Genomic DNA, 14,099 nt, shown 5'->3' with positions numbered 1-14,099 from the left:
ATAGACCGGCGTCTTTTGCAAAACGCCCTGTCGTTTCCATCCCGACTGATGCGCCCGCGTCCTTGACAGCTTGGCCCCGACGTCCGACCCCTCGCCCATGACTGATGCCGCCGCGCCACCTGCCTCCAACCGCGCCCTCGCGATGCGGATCTGGCGCGACTACCTGCGTCCGCGCTGGAAGGGGCTCAGTGTTTCACTGGTCAGCGCCGCGATCGTGGCGGGCCTCAGCGCCCAGCTGACCCGGATGATCCAGCCAGCCGTCGACCAGCTGATCACGAATCCACGCCCCGGGGCGATCCTGACCATCCCGGCCGCCATCGCCGGCATCGCCGTCCTGCGCGGCCTGTTCCAGGTACTGCAGGCGACCTTCATCAACCGGATCGGCAACGGTGTGGTCGGCGACGTCCAGGTGCAGCTGTTCGGCAAGTTGGTCCGCTCCGACCTGGCCCGGCTGCGCGGAGCCCATTCGGGCTCCTATGTCTCGTCGGTGCTCTATGACGCCAGCCTGATCCGTGAGGCGGCCACCAGCGGGGTCGTGAACTATACGCGCGAGTTCCTGACCGTGATCGGGGCCCTGGCGGTGATGTTCAGCCTCGACCCGATCCTGGCCGCCGGGGTGCTGGTGATCGCGCCGGTCGCCAGCCTGATCATGCGCCGCTTCTCGAAGAAGACGACCAAGGCCGCCAAGGGTGCCATGGGCGAGACCTCCAACCTGTCGACCGCGATCATGGAGAGTCTGGACGGGGTCAAGATCGTCAAGATGGAGAACCGCGAGGCCTATGAGGAGGCGCGGGTCGCCGCCGTGGTCGACCGTCGCCAGCACCATCTGATCAAGGGCTCCAATGCCAGGGCCATGGCCGCGCCGGCCACCGAGACCTTCACAACCCTGATCACCGCTGGTGTCTTTGTCTATGCCGGCTGGCGCGCCACGACCGGCGACATCACGGCCGGGGCCTTTTTCGCTTTCCTCAGCGCCCTGCTGATGGCGGCCCAGTCCCTGCGCCAGGTGGCCAATCTGCAGACGGTGTTCAGCGAGGGCCTGACCGCCGCCCGCCGACTGTTCGAAGCCCTGGACGTGGCCCCGACCATTGTCGACCCCGCCGATGCCCGCGCTCTGCCACCGGGCGACAATGCCATCGCCCTGGACGCGGTGAGCTTCTCCTATGGCGGAGAGGTCGCGGCCCTGAGCGGGGTGTCCCTGCAGGTCCAGCGCGGCGAGACCATTGCCCTGGTCGGACCGTCGGGGGGCGGCAAGAGCTCGATCCTGAACCTGATCCCCCGCTTCTATGACGTCACGGCGGGGGCGGTGACCATCGACGGTCACGACGTGCGTTCGGTGACCCTGGCCTCCCTGCGCGACCGCATCGCCCTGGTCACCCAGGAGCCCTTCCTGTTCGACGACACCATCCGCGCCAATATCGCCTATGCCCGGCCCGATGCGACGGACGAGGCGATCATCGCTGCCGCCCGTCAGGCCGCCGCCCATGACTTCATCAGCGAATTGCCCGATGGCTATGAGACCGGCGTCGGCGAGGCCGGTGCGCGCCTGTCCGGCGGCCAGCGCCAGAGGATCGCCATCGCCCGCGCCTTCCTGAAGGATGCGCCCATCCTGCTGCTGGACGAGGCCACCAGCGCCCTCGACACCGAGAGCGAGGCCCAGGTCCAGGCCGCCCTGGAGCGGCTGATGGCGGGACGCGCCACCATCCTGATCGCCCACCGTCTGTCCACCGTGAAGGGCGCGGACCGGATCTATGTGATCGACAGGGGCAAGGTGGTCGAAACCGGAACCCACCCGGACCTGGTGCGGGCCGGGGGCCTCTATGCCCGCCTGGCCAAGGCGCAGGACCTGGATCACCTGCCGGACACTACCGCATGAAGCCGCTGCGCTCCCCCCTGGTCATGGGCCTGCTGGTCAGGCTGATGTCGGGCTATCTGGCCCTGACCTATCGCACCCTGCGCTGGACCCGTGAGGGCCAGTCGATCGCCGAGCAGGTCTGGGCGGAAAGTCTCGCCAGACGGTCCGGTGCCATTCTCGCCCTGTGGCACTCCCGCGTTCCGGTGGGGCCTGCCACCTGGCCTCAGGGGCCTGACAAGCCGGAAATCCGGGTTCTCGTCAGCCAGTCCCGCGACGGCGAGTTCATCGCCCGGGTCATCGCCAGGCTGGGCCTGCCTGCGATCCGGGGCTCCTCGCTGAAGAAAACCGACACGGCCAAGAACAAGGGCGGCGAGCAGGCCTTCCGCGACATGGTCAAGTGGGTCAAGGACGGTGGGGCCATGGCCATTACCCCTGACGGTCCGCGCGGCCCGGTCGAGGTTCTGCAAAAGGGTGCCGTGGCCCTGGCCCGGGTCAGTGGCGCTCCGGTGCTATTCGTCGGCGTGGCGATGAAGCCCTGCCTGCGACTGGGCACCTGGGACCGCACCATCATTCCCCTGCCCTTTGCCCGGGCGGCCATGGTCTGGGACGGCCCGACCACCGCCGGTCGTGACGACGATCCGGACAGTCTGGCCCAGGCCTGGGGCGAGCGACTGTCGGCCGTCTCACGCCGGGCGGAGCAATTGGTCGGCGAGACGGACGGAGAACCGGTCCGCCATTGATCCGGCCCGCCCATGGTGGGATGTAGGGCCATGCCGCACGACCATTCGGGCCACGCTCACAATCACCATGATCACCATCATGGACATGACCATGCTCACGATCACGGGCATGGGCATGGGCATGGGCATGGGCATGGTCACCATCATCACGTCCCCAAGGATTTCGGCCGCGCCTTTGCGGTGGGCGTCGCCCTGAACCTGGGTTTCGTCCTGGTCGAGTTTGCGGCCGGCCTGCTGACCCAGTCCCTGGCCCTGCTGGCCGACGCCGGCCACAACCTGTCCGATGTGCTCGGTCTGGTCCTGGCCTGGGGTGCGGCGACCCTGGCCAAGCGCGCGCCCAGCGGCCGCCACACCTATGGCCTGCGCAAGGGCACCATACTGGCCTCCCTGGCCAATGCCGCCCTGCTACTGGCGGCGACGGGTGCCATCGCCTGGGAAGCCGTCCGCCGCTTCGCAGCCCCGACCCCGATCGAGAGCGGCCCCGTGATGATCGTGGCGGCCATCGGCATCGCCATCAACACCGCCACGGCCCTGATGTTCATGCGGGGCTCCAAGGACGACCTCAATGCCCGCGGGGCCTTCCTGCACATGGCTGCCGATGCCGCCGTCTCGGCGGGTGTCGTGGTCGCCGCCCTGCTGATGATGCTGACCCAGTGGCTCTGGATCGACTCGGTCACCAGCCTGGCGATCGTCGTGGTGATCGTCCTCGGGACCTGGGGCCTGCTGCGCGATTCGCTGGACATGGCCCTGGACGCCGCACCGCGCGGTATCGACCCCGCCAAGGTGCGGGCTTGGCTGGCGACCCGGCCTGGCGTCGTCGAGGTCCATGACCTGCACATCTGGGCGATGAGCACGACCGAAACCGCCCTGAGCGCGCACATCGTCCGGCCGGCGGCGGAAGATCACGATCAGTTCCTGCACGCGGTTTGCGCGGACCTGGCCAGCCAGTTCAGGATCGGCCATGCCACCGTGCAGATCGAGCACACCGCCGGCACCCATGCCTGCCGCCTGGCCCCCGCGGACGTGGTGTGAGCCTGCCGCTGTCGCTCTGGCTCTACCGGCTCGCCACGGCGGGTCTGGAACCCTTCGCGCCGCTGCTGCTGAAGCGCCGCGCGGCCAGGGGCAAGGAAGACCCGTCCCGCCTGCCGGAACGTCTGGCCCGGTCCAGCTTGCCCCGTCCGCCCGGGACCCTGGTCTGGCTGCACGGAGCCAGTGTCGGCGAGAGCCTGTCGATCCTGCCCCTGGTCGAGCGCCTGCGCGCCGAGCGGCCGGACGCCACGGTGCTGGTCAGCTCCGGCACCGTGACCTCGGCCGAGCTGCTGGCCCGGCGGCTGCCCCCGGGGGTGATCCATCAGTATGTGCCGGTCGACACACCCGGCGGGGCCCGGCGGTTCATCGGCCACTGGCGGCCGGACCTTGCCGTCTTCGTCGAGAGCGAGCTGTGGCCCAACATGCTGCTCAAGGCCAAGGCCGCCGGGACCCGGCTGGCCCTGGTCTCGGCCAAGCTGTCGGACAAGAGTTTCGACGGCTGGCGGGCACGGCCGTTCGCGGCCCACCAGCTGTTCTCGGGCTTCGACCTGATCCTGGCCCAGGACAGCCGGGCTGCCGAACGCCTGGCCAGTCTCGGTGGCAGCGTCGCCGGCGAGGCCGATCTGAAGTTCGGGGCTGCGCCCCTGCCCGCCGACGCCGCCGAACTGGAGCGTCTGCAGTCCCTCCTGGCCGATCGTCCCCTGCTGCTGGCAGCCAGTACCCATCCGGGCGAGGATGAGATCGTGCTCGACGCCTTCGCCCCCCTGGCGGACCGGGCGCGGCTGGTGCTGGTGCCCCGGCATGTCGAGCGCGGCCCCGCCATCGTCGCCCAGGCCCTGGCACGGGGCCTGACCGTCAGCCTGCGCAGCATCGCGCCGGAGGCCTCGCCGGCCCAGGTTCTGGTCGCCGATACCCTGGGGGAGCTGGGCCTGTGGTTCCGCTTGGCCGACCTCGCCCTGGTCTGCGGCAGCCTGGTGCCCGGCATCGGCGGCCATAATCCGCTGGAGCCGGCGCGGCTGTCCTGCCCGATCCTGTCGGGCCCGCATGTCGAGAACTGGCTGACCGCCTATGCTGATCTGTCGGCGGTCGAAGGCCTCGTCCTGGCCGATGCCGGCGTCCTGGCCGAGCGCCTGGCCGCCGCCCTGGCCGAACCCGCCGCCGGCAGGGCGCGGGCCGAACGTGCAGCGGCCTTTGTCGAAGCCCGCGACGCCGAGGCCCGGGCCGGCCTGACCCGCATCATCGAGCTTGTCCCATGAAGCTGTCGACGCCCCGCTGGTGGTACCAAAGGTCCGGCGCGCCATCGCCCATTACCCGCGCCCTGCTCACCCCCCTGTCCTGGATCTGGGCAGCCGCCACGGCCCGCCGACTGGCCAGGGGCCCCGGCAGCGAGGTCGGGGCGGCGGTGATCTGCGTCGGCAATGTCACAGTCGGCGGGACCGGCAAGACCCCTATCGTCCGTGAACTGCTTCTGACCCTGACCCAGCGGGGGATCGAGGCCCACGGCCTCGCCCGCGGCCATGGCGGCAGCGACAGGGGCCCGACCCGGGTCGACGGGTCTCGCCATACGGCGCTGGAGGTCGGCGACGAACCGCTGATGCTGGCCCAGGACTTTCCGATGTGGATCGCCCGTGACCGCGTCGCCGGAGCCCATGCCGCCTCGGCGGCCGGGGCCAAGGCCATCGTCATGGATGACGGCCATCAGAACCCGGACATCCGCAAGACCCTGTCTCTGGTCGTGGTCGACGGCGAAACCCGCCAGGACGAGTGGCCCTTCGGCGATGGCCGGGTGTTTCCGGCCGGCCCCATGCGCGAGCCGCTCAAGGTCGGACTGGCCCGGGCCGATGCCGTCGTCCTGCTACTGCCCGCCGACCTGCCGACGGCTGATCCGGACCTGCTGGCCCTGTTCGGTGAAAAGCCGGTGCTGATCGCCAGACTGGAGCCGGCTGCGCCCGTTCCGCCGGGGCCACAGATGGGGTTTGCGGGGGTCGGCAAGCCGTGGAAGGTCGAGCGCGCCCTGCTAGCCGCCGGCTGCCAGCTGGTCGATTTCGCGCCCTTCCCCGACCATGGCGTCTATGACGACGGGACCCTGAAGATGCTGGCCGACCGAGCGGCCCTTTTCGACGCCGGACTGGTCACCACCGAGAAGGACTGGGTGCGGCTGTCGCCCGCCTGGCGCGACAGGGTCACGCCCTGGCCGGTCCGGGCCCGCTTCGAGGACGAGGCAGCCCTGGCGGCCGTGCTGGCGAAGGTGGGGCTGTAGACTTGCCCCCTACGGATCGCTTCGCGATCGTCTTCCCCCGGAGGGGGAAGATGCACCGCGCTGAAGTCATCTTCCCCCTCCGGGGGAGGAGCGCCGGAGGCGCGGAGGTGGCCAGTGACTAGGGCTTCACCACCGCCCCGCCCTTGATCACTGAGGTCACGCTCTGCAGCACGGTCACGTCCGTGAGCGGGTCGCCCTTGACGGCGATCAGGTCTGCCGCCTTGCCGGGGGCCAGGGAGCCGATCTCGGCCGAGAGGTCGAAGTGGGCCGCGGCATTGACCGTGGCCGTCTGGATCGCTTCCAGCGGGCTCAGCCCCGCCTTGACCAGCAGGGCGAACTCGCCGGCATTGTCGCCATGGGCCGAGACGCCGCTGTCGGTGCCGAAGGCGATCTTCACCCCGCCCTCATGGGCGCGGCGGGCCATGGCCAGCATCTTGGGACCGGCGTCCAGGGCCTTTGTGGTCTGGGCCGGGGTCAGGAAGTTGTTGGGCCCCGAGGCGATCCGATAGACGAAGTCGCCGGCCATCAGGGTCGGGACCAGATAGGCCCCGTTCTTCTTGAACAGGGCGATGCTTTCGTTGTCGAGATAGGTGCCGTGCTCGATCGAGTCGCCACCGGCCTTCAGGAAGGCATTGATGCCGTCGACGCCATGGGCGTGGGCGGTGACCTTGCGGCCCATGCGGTGGGCGGCGTCGACAATGGCTTCCAGCTCGGCACCCGAGAACTGCTGGGCGAGACCCGCAGCCGTATTGGACAGCACCCCGCCGGTGGCGGTGATCTTGATGACGTCGGCCCCGCGCCAGACCTGCTCGCGCACGGCCCGGCGGCAGTCATCGGCGCCCGAGCAGACCGAGGCCGGCCGCAGGGCGTGCATGACCTCTTCGCTGAAGCCGTTGATGTCACCGTGGCCGCCATGGATCGAGACCGCCGAACCCGAGGCAATGATGCGCGGACCGATCACGTCACCGCGCTTGACCGCCGCCCGCAGCGCGAAGACCGCCGCATTGTCGGCCCCGAGGTCGGCAACCGTGGTAAAGCCGGCCATCAGGGTCTTGCGGGCAAAGCCGGCCCCGACCATCGCCTGGTCGGCCGAGGACTGGGTGACTTCTTCCAGCCGTGAATTGGGATTCTGCTCGCCCGTCAGGTGGACATGGCTGTCGATCAGACCCGGCAGGACGAAGCTGTCCTTCAGATCCACCACCTTGCCGCCGGGCTCGGAGACATAACCGTCGACGATGCGGACGATCTTGCCCTTGTCGATCACCAGGGTCCTGGCGGTCTCGACCTTGCCCGTGGCGGGGTCGGCCAGCAGCCGACCGGCCTGGACGAACAGGGTTTCAGCGGCGGCAACGCCCGACAGGCCGGCCGTCAGGGCCAGGGCGCAGGCGCCCGTCATCAGTTTACGGATCAAGGTCTCAGGCCCCCGCCTTCTGCGCAAAGCTCCAGGCCCCTCGGGCCAGAACCGGCACGCGTGCTTCCATCAGCTGCGCATGGGCACTGGCGGCCGTGCCGTCACGGACGCGACCGACGATGCCCTGGCAGATGCCGGCCAGTCTGAACAGGTTGTAGCTGAAGTACCAGTCCAGATTGGGCAGGCCGTCGCGGCCCGTGGCCTTGCAGTAGCGCTCGACCGCCTCGGGGATGGTCGGCACGCCATAGGCGGTCAGGTCGCCGATGTCCGACAGGCCACCGCGCTGGTCGGAGGGCATGACCCAGTTCATCAGGAAATAGCTGAAATCGGCCAGGGGATTGCCCAGGGTCGACAGTTCCCAGTCCAGCACCGCCACCACCTTCGGTTCGGTGGCGTGCAGGATCATGTTGTCGAGGCGATAGTCGCCGTGGACGATCGAGGTCATGTCATCCGGCGGGCAGCTCTGCGGCAGCCACTCCATCAGACGGTTCATGTCCTCGAGGGTGGTCGTCTCGCTGGCCTTGTACTGCTTGGTCCAGCGGTCGATCTGGCGCGAGAAATAGTTGCCCGGCTTGCCGTAGTCGGCGAGGCCGACGGCGGCATAGTCGACGGTGTGCAGGGCCGCCAGGGTGTCGATCTGGGCCTCATAGATGGCCCGTCGCTCGGCCGGCTGGTAGTCCGGCAGGGTGCCGTCCCACAGGATGCGGCCTTCGACATTGTCCATCACGTAGAAGATCGTGCCGATCACGTCCTCGTCCATGCACAGGGCATAGGCCTTGGCGACGGGGAAGTGGGCCTTGTTGAGCCCGGAAATGACCTTGAACTCGCGATCCACGGCGTGGGCGCTGGGCAGCAGCTTGCCCGGCGGCTTGCGGCGCAGGACGTATTTCTTCGTCGGGGTCACCAGCTGATAGGTCGGGTTGGACTGGCCGCCCTTGAACTGGCGCACCTCCAGCGGCCCCTGATAGCCCTCGACATGGGCCGTCAGCCAGGCGGCCAGCTTGCCTTCGTCGATCGCATGGCGCGGATCGACCGGCTTGGTCCCGGAGTTCAGGTCCTGAGCGGTCTGTTCGGCGGCGTCGGCCATGCGGTTTCTCCCCAACACTTGTTTGAACGGGAGTTTAGAGGGTGGGACGCGGGGCGCAAGCCACTTGCCCCCTACGGGTCGCTTCGCGACCGTCTTCCCCCGGAGGGGGAAGATGATCTCATCCGCCCCCTACGGGGGCGGACGACCGCGAAGCGGTCAGGTGGGGGCGAGTGATCGGACTAGCCCTGCCCCAGCGCTCGCCAGCCGATATCGCGGCGATAGAAGCCGCCCGGCAGGTTGATGGTCTCCAGCGCCGCATAGGCCGCCTCGCGCGCCTCAATCAGGGTCGCCCCCAGGGCGCAGACATTGAGCACCCGGCCACCGGACGCCACCAGCTGCCCGTCGGCGTCGCGGGCCGTGCCGGCGTGGAAGATTACCGCCCGGTCGCCGAATTCGGCCTCGGCCCCGGTGATCACACCGCCGGTCCTCGGGGCATCGGGATAGCCCTCGGCGGCCAGCACCACGCAGATCGCCGCCTCGTCGCGCCACACCGGCTTGGCCGCGCCGGCCAGTTCGCCCTTTGCGGCGGCCAGCAGGATCGGCACCAGGTCGCTCTCCAGGCGCAGCATCAGGGTCTGGCATTCGGGATCGCCGAAGCGGGCATTGTATTCGACCAGCTTGGGCCCCTCAGGCGTCAGCATCAGGCCGGCATAGAGTACGCCGACATAGGGATTGCCCTCGGCGGCCATGCCCCTGACCGTGGGCAGGATCAGTTCGTTCCAGGCCTGGCGCACCAGGGCGTCGGTCAGCACCGGCGGCGGCGAATAGGTGCCCATGCCGCCGGTATTGGGGCCTTCATCGCCGTCATAGGCGCGCTTGTGATCCTGGGCGGCACCGAACAGCAGGGCCGTCTTGCCGTCGCAGAGGGCAAACAGCGAGGCTTCTTCGCCCTGCATGAACTCCTCGATCACCACCCGCGCCCCGGCGGTGCCGAACCGCCCGCCCAGCATGTCGAGCACGGCGGCGTCCGCCTCGGCCCGGGTCTGGGCGATGACCACGCCCTTGCCGGCGGCCAGGCCGTCGGCCTTGATCACGAAGGGGGCCTGCAGGGTGTCGAGGAAGGCCCCGGCCGCAGGCGCGTCGGTGAACACGCCATAGGCGGCGGTCGGCAGGTCGTGGCGGGCGCAGAAGTCCTTGGTGAAGGCCTTTGAGGTCTCCAGCCGTGCGGCCCTCTGGCTGCCGCCGAAACAGGGGATGCCGATTTCTGCCAAGCGGTCGGCGAGGCCGACCTCCAGCGCCGATTCCGGGCCGACCACCACCAGATCGGCGGCGATCTCCTGGGCCAGGGCGACCAGGCCCTCGACATCGGTGACCTTGACCGCGCGCAGCTCGGCGACGGCGGCCATGCCCGGATTGCCCGGCGCGGCGACAAGCCGTCCGCACAGCGGCGACTGGGCGATCTTCCAGGCCAGGGCGTGCTCGCGCCCGCCGGACCCGACGAGGAGGATGTTCAGCTTTTCCATGAGGCCGGGGTGTGGCTCCAGAGGCGGTCGGGGTCAAGGCGCCCCGCGCACGGGTTCGCCGTCTCGCCGGCCTGACCGGCGAGTGTGGGGAGGCGGCGGAGCGTCCGGGCCAGGCCCGGAGGGGATTGAGGGGAGTACCGTTTCGGCCGTGGCCGGAGCGCTCCGCGCGGTCGTTATCCCTCTGGCCGGGGCGCGCAGGCCTGTTCAGCCTTTTGCCCCACCCGGATCTTGCCCTCCTCGCGACGGACTTGAGCCTTGGGCTGCAGCCACGCCGATTCCGGAGGCACCCGGAGCGGACCTTCGGACGGGCGGAGGCTTGGCCTTCCTCCGATGGACAGGTTTACGTCCCCTGTCCTCTTGTACCCGTACAACCGCCCCCGTCGCGCGTGTCGGTCGCCAGCTTCGCGCCCTCCCCTGCGACGGGGCGAGGAGAAGTATGGGGGTGTTTTGGTGGGGGCGGCGTCGATTTTGGATCGTGACGCCGGGTGCGGGGGTTGAGGCGTTGAATTTGCTGGGCTGGGAGTGGGGTTATCCCCGTGACGGAACGGGGATAGAGGCCCCCCAAAAACGCAACCGTCATTCCCGCCCTTGTGGCGGGAACCCCTGGTTCAGCCGACCCGTGAAGCGCCAGCGAAGGGCGCGCGCCCTTCGCCCCTCCCGCACCTGCGGCGGACCGAGGGGTTCCCGCCACAAGGGCGGGAATGACGATGCTGTAGTGGAGAGGCGCAAGCTCACCTCCGCGCCGGAGGGAGCCATCCTTGCATCTCACGGCGAGACGATCGCCGGTCTGACCAGGTCACTCAAGGACGGCGCTCCGCGCCGCCGCCGCGCGGCTGGCCGCAGGCCAGTCCTTGACTGACCTGGACAGACCGGCACGCTGCAGCCTCCAAGAGATGCAAGGCTTGGCGCGGCGCGGGGGCGTCGGTGGCTACCACACAATGAATTGGTAGACCGCGTTATCGGCAAAAGGCTAGCCTTTCGAAATGAGCAGCCTACGCACCTTGGATTTGAACGTTGTCAGTGACCTCGTGGATTTCATCCAAGGGGGTGGGTACGTCCTAACTTTCAACAACAGTACATTTGCGGAGTTTTTCGCAACTGAACTCGACGTTGATATCGATGACCCCCGCTACGCTGACACAGGCACTTCGAAGGGCAAGCGACTTCGGCGCTTTCTTCAACTCGTTGAAGATTCGGTCGCGCTCAAGACGCTCGAGGCACTCTGGGAGCATCGGAAAGACTTCCTGTTGCGGAGTGGCCGCGAGGACCCGGTACCCAACGCCGAAGCACGGTATCTGGCAGTCTTGAACCGTGTGGGCGGAAGCCCGGCAGTGGCGACGCCACAGGAATCGCCGAGGATCGCCTTCGATTTGGCGCGCGTCGGGGCCTTGAAGGGCGAGCTAATGGCCCTCTCGCCTCTCGCACCCCAGCCGCGCGGGTACGCCTTTGAACGATTCCTGCAGAAGTTATTCGAGACTTACGGCCTCAAGCCTCGAGAGCCATTTCGGAATAGAGGCGAGCAGATCGACGGCAGCTTCATGATGGGAGACAACACCTATCTGCTGGAGGCCAAATGGCAGCACGCCCCAATCGGAGTGGCCGATCTCCACATTTTTGAGGGCAAGCTCATGCAGAAGGCAGCATGGGCTCGCGGCCTCTTTGTGAGCTACAGCAGCTTTACGGACGAAGGCCTCGCGGCTTTCGGTCGGGGAAAGCGCACCATCTGCATAGACGGGCTCGACCTGTATGAGATGCTCGACCGCGCCATACCGTTTGATCACGTCATAGATCGGAAGGCACGCCGCGCCGTAGAAACGGGATCTCCGTTCATTCGACTGCGGGACCTGTTCTAGACTTGGCGCGGGCGTCGCGAGGTGGTGCCGCGCGTCAGCCCTCATCCGACCACGGCTTTTGCCGTGGCCGCGTTCTCTCTAGGGGGGAGAGAAACTCTCCCCTAAGCCGCCTCGACGTCCAGCGAATACCCCGCCGAACGCACGGTCCGGATCGGATCGCCGTCGGCCGAACCATTGAGCGCCTTGCGCAGGCGGCCGATGTGGACGTCGACGGTGCGGGCCTCGACATAGACGTCCGAGCCCCAGACCGCGTCCAGCAGCTGTTCGCGGCTGAACACCCGGCCGGGGTGCTGCATCAGATAGTCGAGCAGGCGGAACTCGGTGGGGCCGAGGTGGATTTCCTTGCCCTGGCGCTTCACCCGGTGGGCGACGCGGTCGATGATGATGTCGCCGACCGTGATGCGGTCATCGGCCAGACCCGGACGGATCCGGCGCAGCACGGCGCGGACCCGGGCGGTCAGTTCGACCATCGAGAACGGCTTGACCACATAGTCGTCGGCGCCGGTGTCGAGGCCGCGGATGCGGTCGCTCTCTTCGCCGCGGGCGGTCAGCATGATGATCGGCACATTGCGGGTCTCGGCCCGGCCGCGCAGGCGGCGGCAGACCTCGATGCCCGAGACCTTGGGCAGCATCCAGTCGAGGATCACCAGGTCGGGCGCGCGTTCGCTGGCCATGGTCAGGGCCTCCTCGCCGTCGCCGGCGAGGCCGATCTGGTAGCCTTCCTTGTCGAGATTGTAGTGCAGGAGGGTGGCCAGGGCGTCCTCGTCCTCGACCACAAGCACGTAAGGCGTCACGGGCGTCTGTCCTCTAGCGCGGCGTATCGAGCTTGGGGCGCTTGGAGACGATCTCCTCGCCCGTAATCTCGAAATGGATGATCTCGGCGATGTTGGTGGCGTGGTCGCCAATGCGCTCGAGGTTCTTGGCGACGAACAGCAGATGGGCGCAGGCATTGATCGTGCGCGGGTCGCCCATCATGTAGGTCAGCAGTTCACGGAAGATCGCATTGTAGTGCTCGTCGACATCCTCGTCGCGGGCCCACACGGTGATGGCGCGGTCGAGATCCGAGGCCGAATAGGCGTCCAGAACATCCTTCAGGCGGCCCTGGACCAGCTTGCCCATGCGCTCGATCGAGCGGGTCAGGGCGGTCATGGGCTCGGCGTCGGTGAGGATCAGGGCGCGCTTGCCGATGTTCTTGGCCATGTCGCCGCAGCGCTCGAGGCTCATCGAGATCTTCAGGGCGGCGACGGCATGGCGCAGGTCCACGGCCATCGGCTGACGCAGGGCGATCAGCCTGAACGCCTTGCGCTCGATCTCGCCCTGCAGGGCGTCGAGACGCTCGTCGCGCGACACCACCTGTTGGGCCAGGGGCGCGTCGCGGCGGGCGATGCATTCCACGGCGTCGGCGACCTGGGCCTCGGCAAGGCCACCCATGCGGGCGACTTCGGCGGTCAGGTGGCTCAGTTCGTCGCCATACGACTTGACGGTATGTTCGGTCATCTGTTGCGGGGTCCTAGCCGAAGCGGCCGGTGATGTAGTCTTGGGTGCGGCTGTCACGAGGATTGGTGAACATGTCCTCGGTCGAACCGCTCTCGACCAGCTTGCCCAGGTGGAAGAAGGCGGTCTTCTGCGACACGCGGGCGGCCTGGGCCATCGAGTGGGTGACGATGACGATGCAGAACTGGTTGCGCAGCTCGTCGATCAGTTCCTCGATGCGGGCCGTGGCGATCGGGTCGAGGGCCGAGCAGGGCTCGTCCATCAGGATCACTTCAGGACCGACCGCGATGGCGCGGGCGATGACCAGGCGCTGCTGCTGGCCGCCGGACAGGCCGGTGCCGGGCTGGTGCAGGCGGTCGGCGACCTCGTTCCACAGGCCGGCCTTCTTCAGGCTGCTCTCGACGATGGCTTCCAGCTCGGCCTTGCCTGTGGCCAGGCCATGGATGCGCGGGCCGTAGGCGACGTTCTCGAAGATGGTCTTCGGGAAGGGGTTGGGCTTCTGGAAGACCATGCCGACCCGCGAGCGCAGGATCACCGGATCGACGCTCTTGAGATTGACGTCATTGCCGTCGATCTCGATCGCGCCGCTCACCTTGGCGGTGGGGATCGTGTCGTTCATGCGGTTGATGCAGCGCAGGAAGGTCGACTTGCCGCAGCCCGACGGGCCGATGAAGGCGGTGACCGACTTGCCCGGGATGTCGATATTGACGTCGAACAGGGCCTGCTTGTCGCCGTAGAAGACGTTGACGTCCTTGGCGCGGATCTTGATCTCGTTGGTCGAGGCCGGGGCATAGGTCTGCGTCGAGGCCGTCTTGATGACGGGCGCGGAGACGGAATCGTCGGGGCTGGCGGTGGTCATGGCGTGTCCCTGGACGAGGGGAAGGGCGGAAGGGTTCAGGATCATCAG

Annotated in this window: 12 protein-coding genes; 6 read left to right on the top strand and 6 right to left on the bottom strand. The window is 68.1% G+C overall.

The annotated features are described in order from the left end of the window. Positions 1 to 97 precede the first annotated feature (97 nt). The 5 genes from ACW17U_RS00480 to lpxK are packed head-to-tail and all read left to right on the top strand — an operon-like array spanning position 98 to position 5,884. Positions 98 to 1,876, top strand: coding sequence for an ABC transporter ATP-binding protein (locus ACW17U_RS00480; RefSeq protein WP_492054419.1), 1,779 nt, complete (start codon positions 98 to 100; stop codon positions 1,874 to 1,876). After that, positions 1,873 to 2,595: a lysophospholipid acyltransferase family protein gene (locus ACW17U_RS00475; RefSeq protein WP_492054418.1), complete on the top strand. Its 723-nt coding sequence runs from the start codon at positions 1,873 to 1,875 to the stop codon at positions 2,593 to 2,595. The genes ACW17U_RS00480 and ACW17U_RS00475 overlap by 4 nt, the downstream gene beginning before the upstream one ends. A 30-nt stretch (positions 2,596 to 2,625) precedes the next feature. Beyond that, the gene (locus tag ACW17U_RS00470; protein WP_492054417.1) at positions 2,626 to 3,627 is read left to right on the top strand and encodes a cation diffusion facilitator family transporter; all 1,002 of its coding nucleotides are present in this window, start codon (positions 2,626 to 2,628) and stop codon (positions 3,625 to 3,627) included. 2 nt (positions 3,628 to 3,629) lie between these two features. Beyond that, positions 3,630 to 4,880, top strand: coding sequence for a 3-deoxy-D-manno-octulosonic acid transferase (locus ACW17U_RS00465; RefSeq protein WP_492055767.1), 1,251 nt, complete (start codon positions 3,630 to 3,632; stop codon positions 4,878 to 4,880). Further along, entirely contained in the window at positions 4,877 to 5,884 is a 1,008-nt protein-coding gene (gene lpxK / locus ACW17U_RS00460; protein WP_492054416.1) for a tetraacyldisaccharide 4'-kinase, read from the top strand. The genes ACW17U_RS00465 and lpxK overlap by 4 nt, the downstream gene beginning before the upstream one ends. A gap of 118 nt (positions 5,885 to 6,002) precedes the next feature. Here the strand turns inward: lpxK and ACW17U_RS00455 are convergent, their stop codons facing one another. The 3 genes from ACW17U_RS00455 to purD all read right to left on the bottom strand — a co-directional run bounded on the left by ACW17U_RS00455 (position 6,003) and on the right by purD (position 9,845). Then, positions 6,003 to 7,295: a metal-dependent hydrolase family protein gene (locus tag ACW17U_RS00455; RefSeq protein WP_492054415.1), complete on the bottom strand. Its 1,293-nt coding sequence runs from the start codon at positions 7,293 to 7,295 to the stop codon at positions 6,003 to 6,005. Positions 7,296 to 7,299: 4 nt separating this feature from the next. After that, positions 7,300 to 8,382, bottom strand: a complete 1,083-nt coding sequence (locus ACW17U_RS00450; RefSeq protein ID WP_062149844.1) for a phosphotransferase family protein — start codon at positions 8,380 to 8,382, stop codon at positions 7,300 to 7,302. A 179-nt stretch (positions 8,383 to 8,561) separates the two neighbouring features. After that, positions 8,562 to 9,845 (bottom strand): phosphoribosylamine--glycine ligase, encoded by a 1,284-nt coding sequence (purD, locus tag ACW17U_RS00445; protein ID WP_492054414.1) that lies wholly within the window; start codon positions 9,843 to 9,845, stop codon positions 8,562 to 8,564. 983 nt (positions 9,846 to 10,828) lie between these two features. On the opposite strand from purD, the gene ACW17U_RS00440 reads away from it, so the two are divergent. Then, the gene (locus ACW17U_RS00440) at positions 10,829 to 11,698 is read left to right on the top strand and encodes a restriction endonuclease (RefSeq protein ID WP_492054413.1); all 870 of its coding nucleotides are present in this window, start codon (positions 10,829 to 10,831) and stop codon (positions 11,696 to 11,698) included. A gap of 101 nt (positions 11,699 to 11,799) precedes the next feature. Here the strand turns inward: ACW17U_RS00440 and phoB are convergent, their stop codons facing one another. From phoB to pstB, 3 genes are read right to left on the bottom strand one after another with little or no spacing between them, the layout of a single operon-like run. After that, positions 11,800 to 12,492 carry a phosphate regulon transcriptional regulator PhoB gene (phoB, locus tag ACW17U_RS00435; protein WP_062149849.1) on the bottom strand — a complete coding sequence of 231 codons (693 nt, stop codon included), beginning with the start codon at positions 12,490 to 12,492 and terminating at the stop codon, positions 11,800 to 11,802. Positions 12,493 to 12,505: 13 nt separating this feature from the next. Further along, positions 12,506 to 13,195: a phosphate signaling complex protein PhoU gene (phoU, locus tag ACW17U_RS00430; protein ID WP_062149852.1), complete on the bottom strand. Its 690-nt coding sequence runs from the start codon at positions 13,193 to 13,195 to the stop codon at positions 12,506 to 12,508. 13 nt (positions 13,196 to 13,208) lie between these two features. Next, positions 13,209 to 14,051 carry a phosphate ABC transporter ATP-binding protein PstB gene (gene pstB, locus ACW17U_RS00425; protein ID WP_492054412.1) on the bottom strand — a complete coding sequence of 281 codons (843 nt, stop codon included), beginning with the start codon at positions 14,049 to 14,051 and terminating at the stop codon, positions 13,209 to 13,211. Between the last annotated feature and the right edge of the window lie 48 nt (positions 14,052 to 14,099).

The organism is Caulobacter sp. AVps16 (assembly GCF_058681455.1).
This window is presented reverse-complemented; position numbering and strand designations above follow the sequence as displayed.

Excerpts from the sequence above, each read along its gene's own strand:
- ACW17U_RS00480 (WP_492054419.1), top strand. The coding sequence starts at position 98 with ATGACTGATGCCGCCGCGCCACCTGCCTCCAACCGCGCCCTCGCGATG.
- ACW17U_RS00475 (WP_492054418.1), top strand. The coding sequence starts at position 1,873 with ATGAAGCCGCTGCGCTCCCCCCTGGTCATGGGCCTGCTGGTCAGGCTG.
- ACW17U_RS00470 (WP_492054417.1), top strand. The coding sequence starts at position 2,626 with ATGCCGCACGACCATTCGGGCCACGCTCACAATCACCATGATCACCAT.
- lpxK (WP_492054416.1), top strand. The coding sequence starts at position 4,877 with ATGAAGCTGTCGACGCCCCGCTGGTGGTACCAAAGGTCCGGCGCGCCA.
- ACW17U_RS00450 (WP_062149844.1), bottom strand. The coding sequence starts at position 8,382 with ATGGCCGACGCCGCCGAACAGACCGCTCAGGACCTGAACTCCGGGACC.
- purD (WP_492054414.1), bottom strand. The coding sequence starts at position 9,845 with ATGGAAAAGCTGAACATCCTCCTCGTCGGGTCCGGCGGGCGCGAGCAC.
- ACW17U_RS00440 (WP_492054413.1), top strand. The coding sequence starts at position 10,829 with ATGAGCAGCCTACGCACCTTGGATTTGAACGTTGTCAGTGACCTCGTG.
- phoU (WP_062149852.1), bottom strand. The coding sequence starts at position 13,195 with ATGACCGAACATACCGTCAAGTCGTATGGCGACGAACTGAGCCACCTG.
- pstB (WP_492054412.1), bottom strand. The coding sequence starts at position 14,051 with ATGACCACCGCCAGCCCCGACGATTCCGTCTCCGCGCCCGTCATCAAG.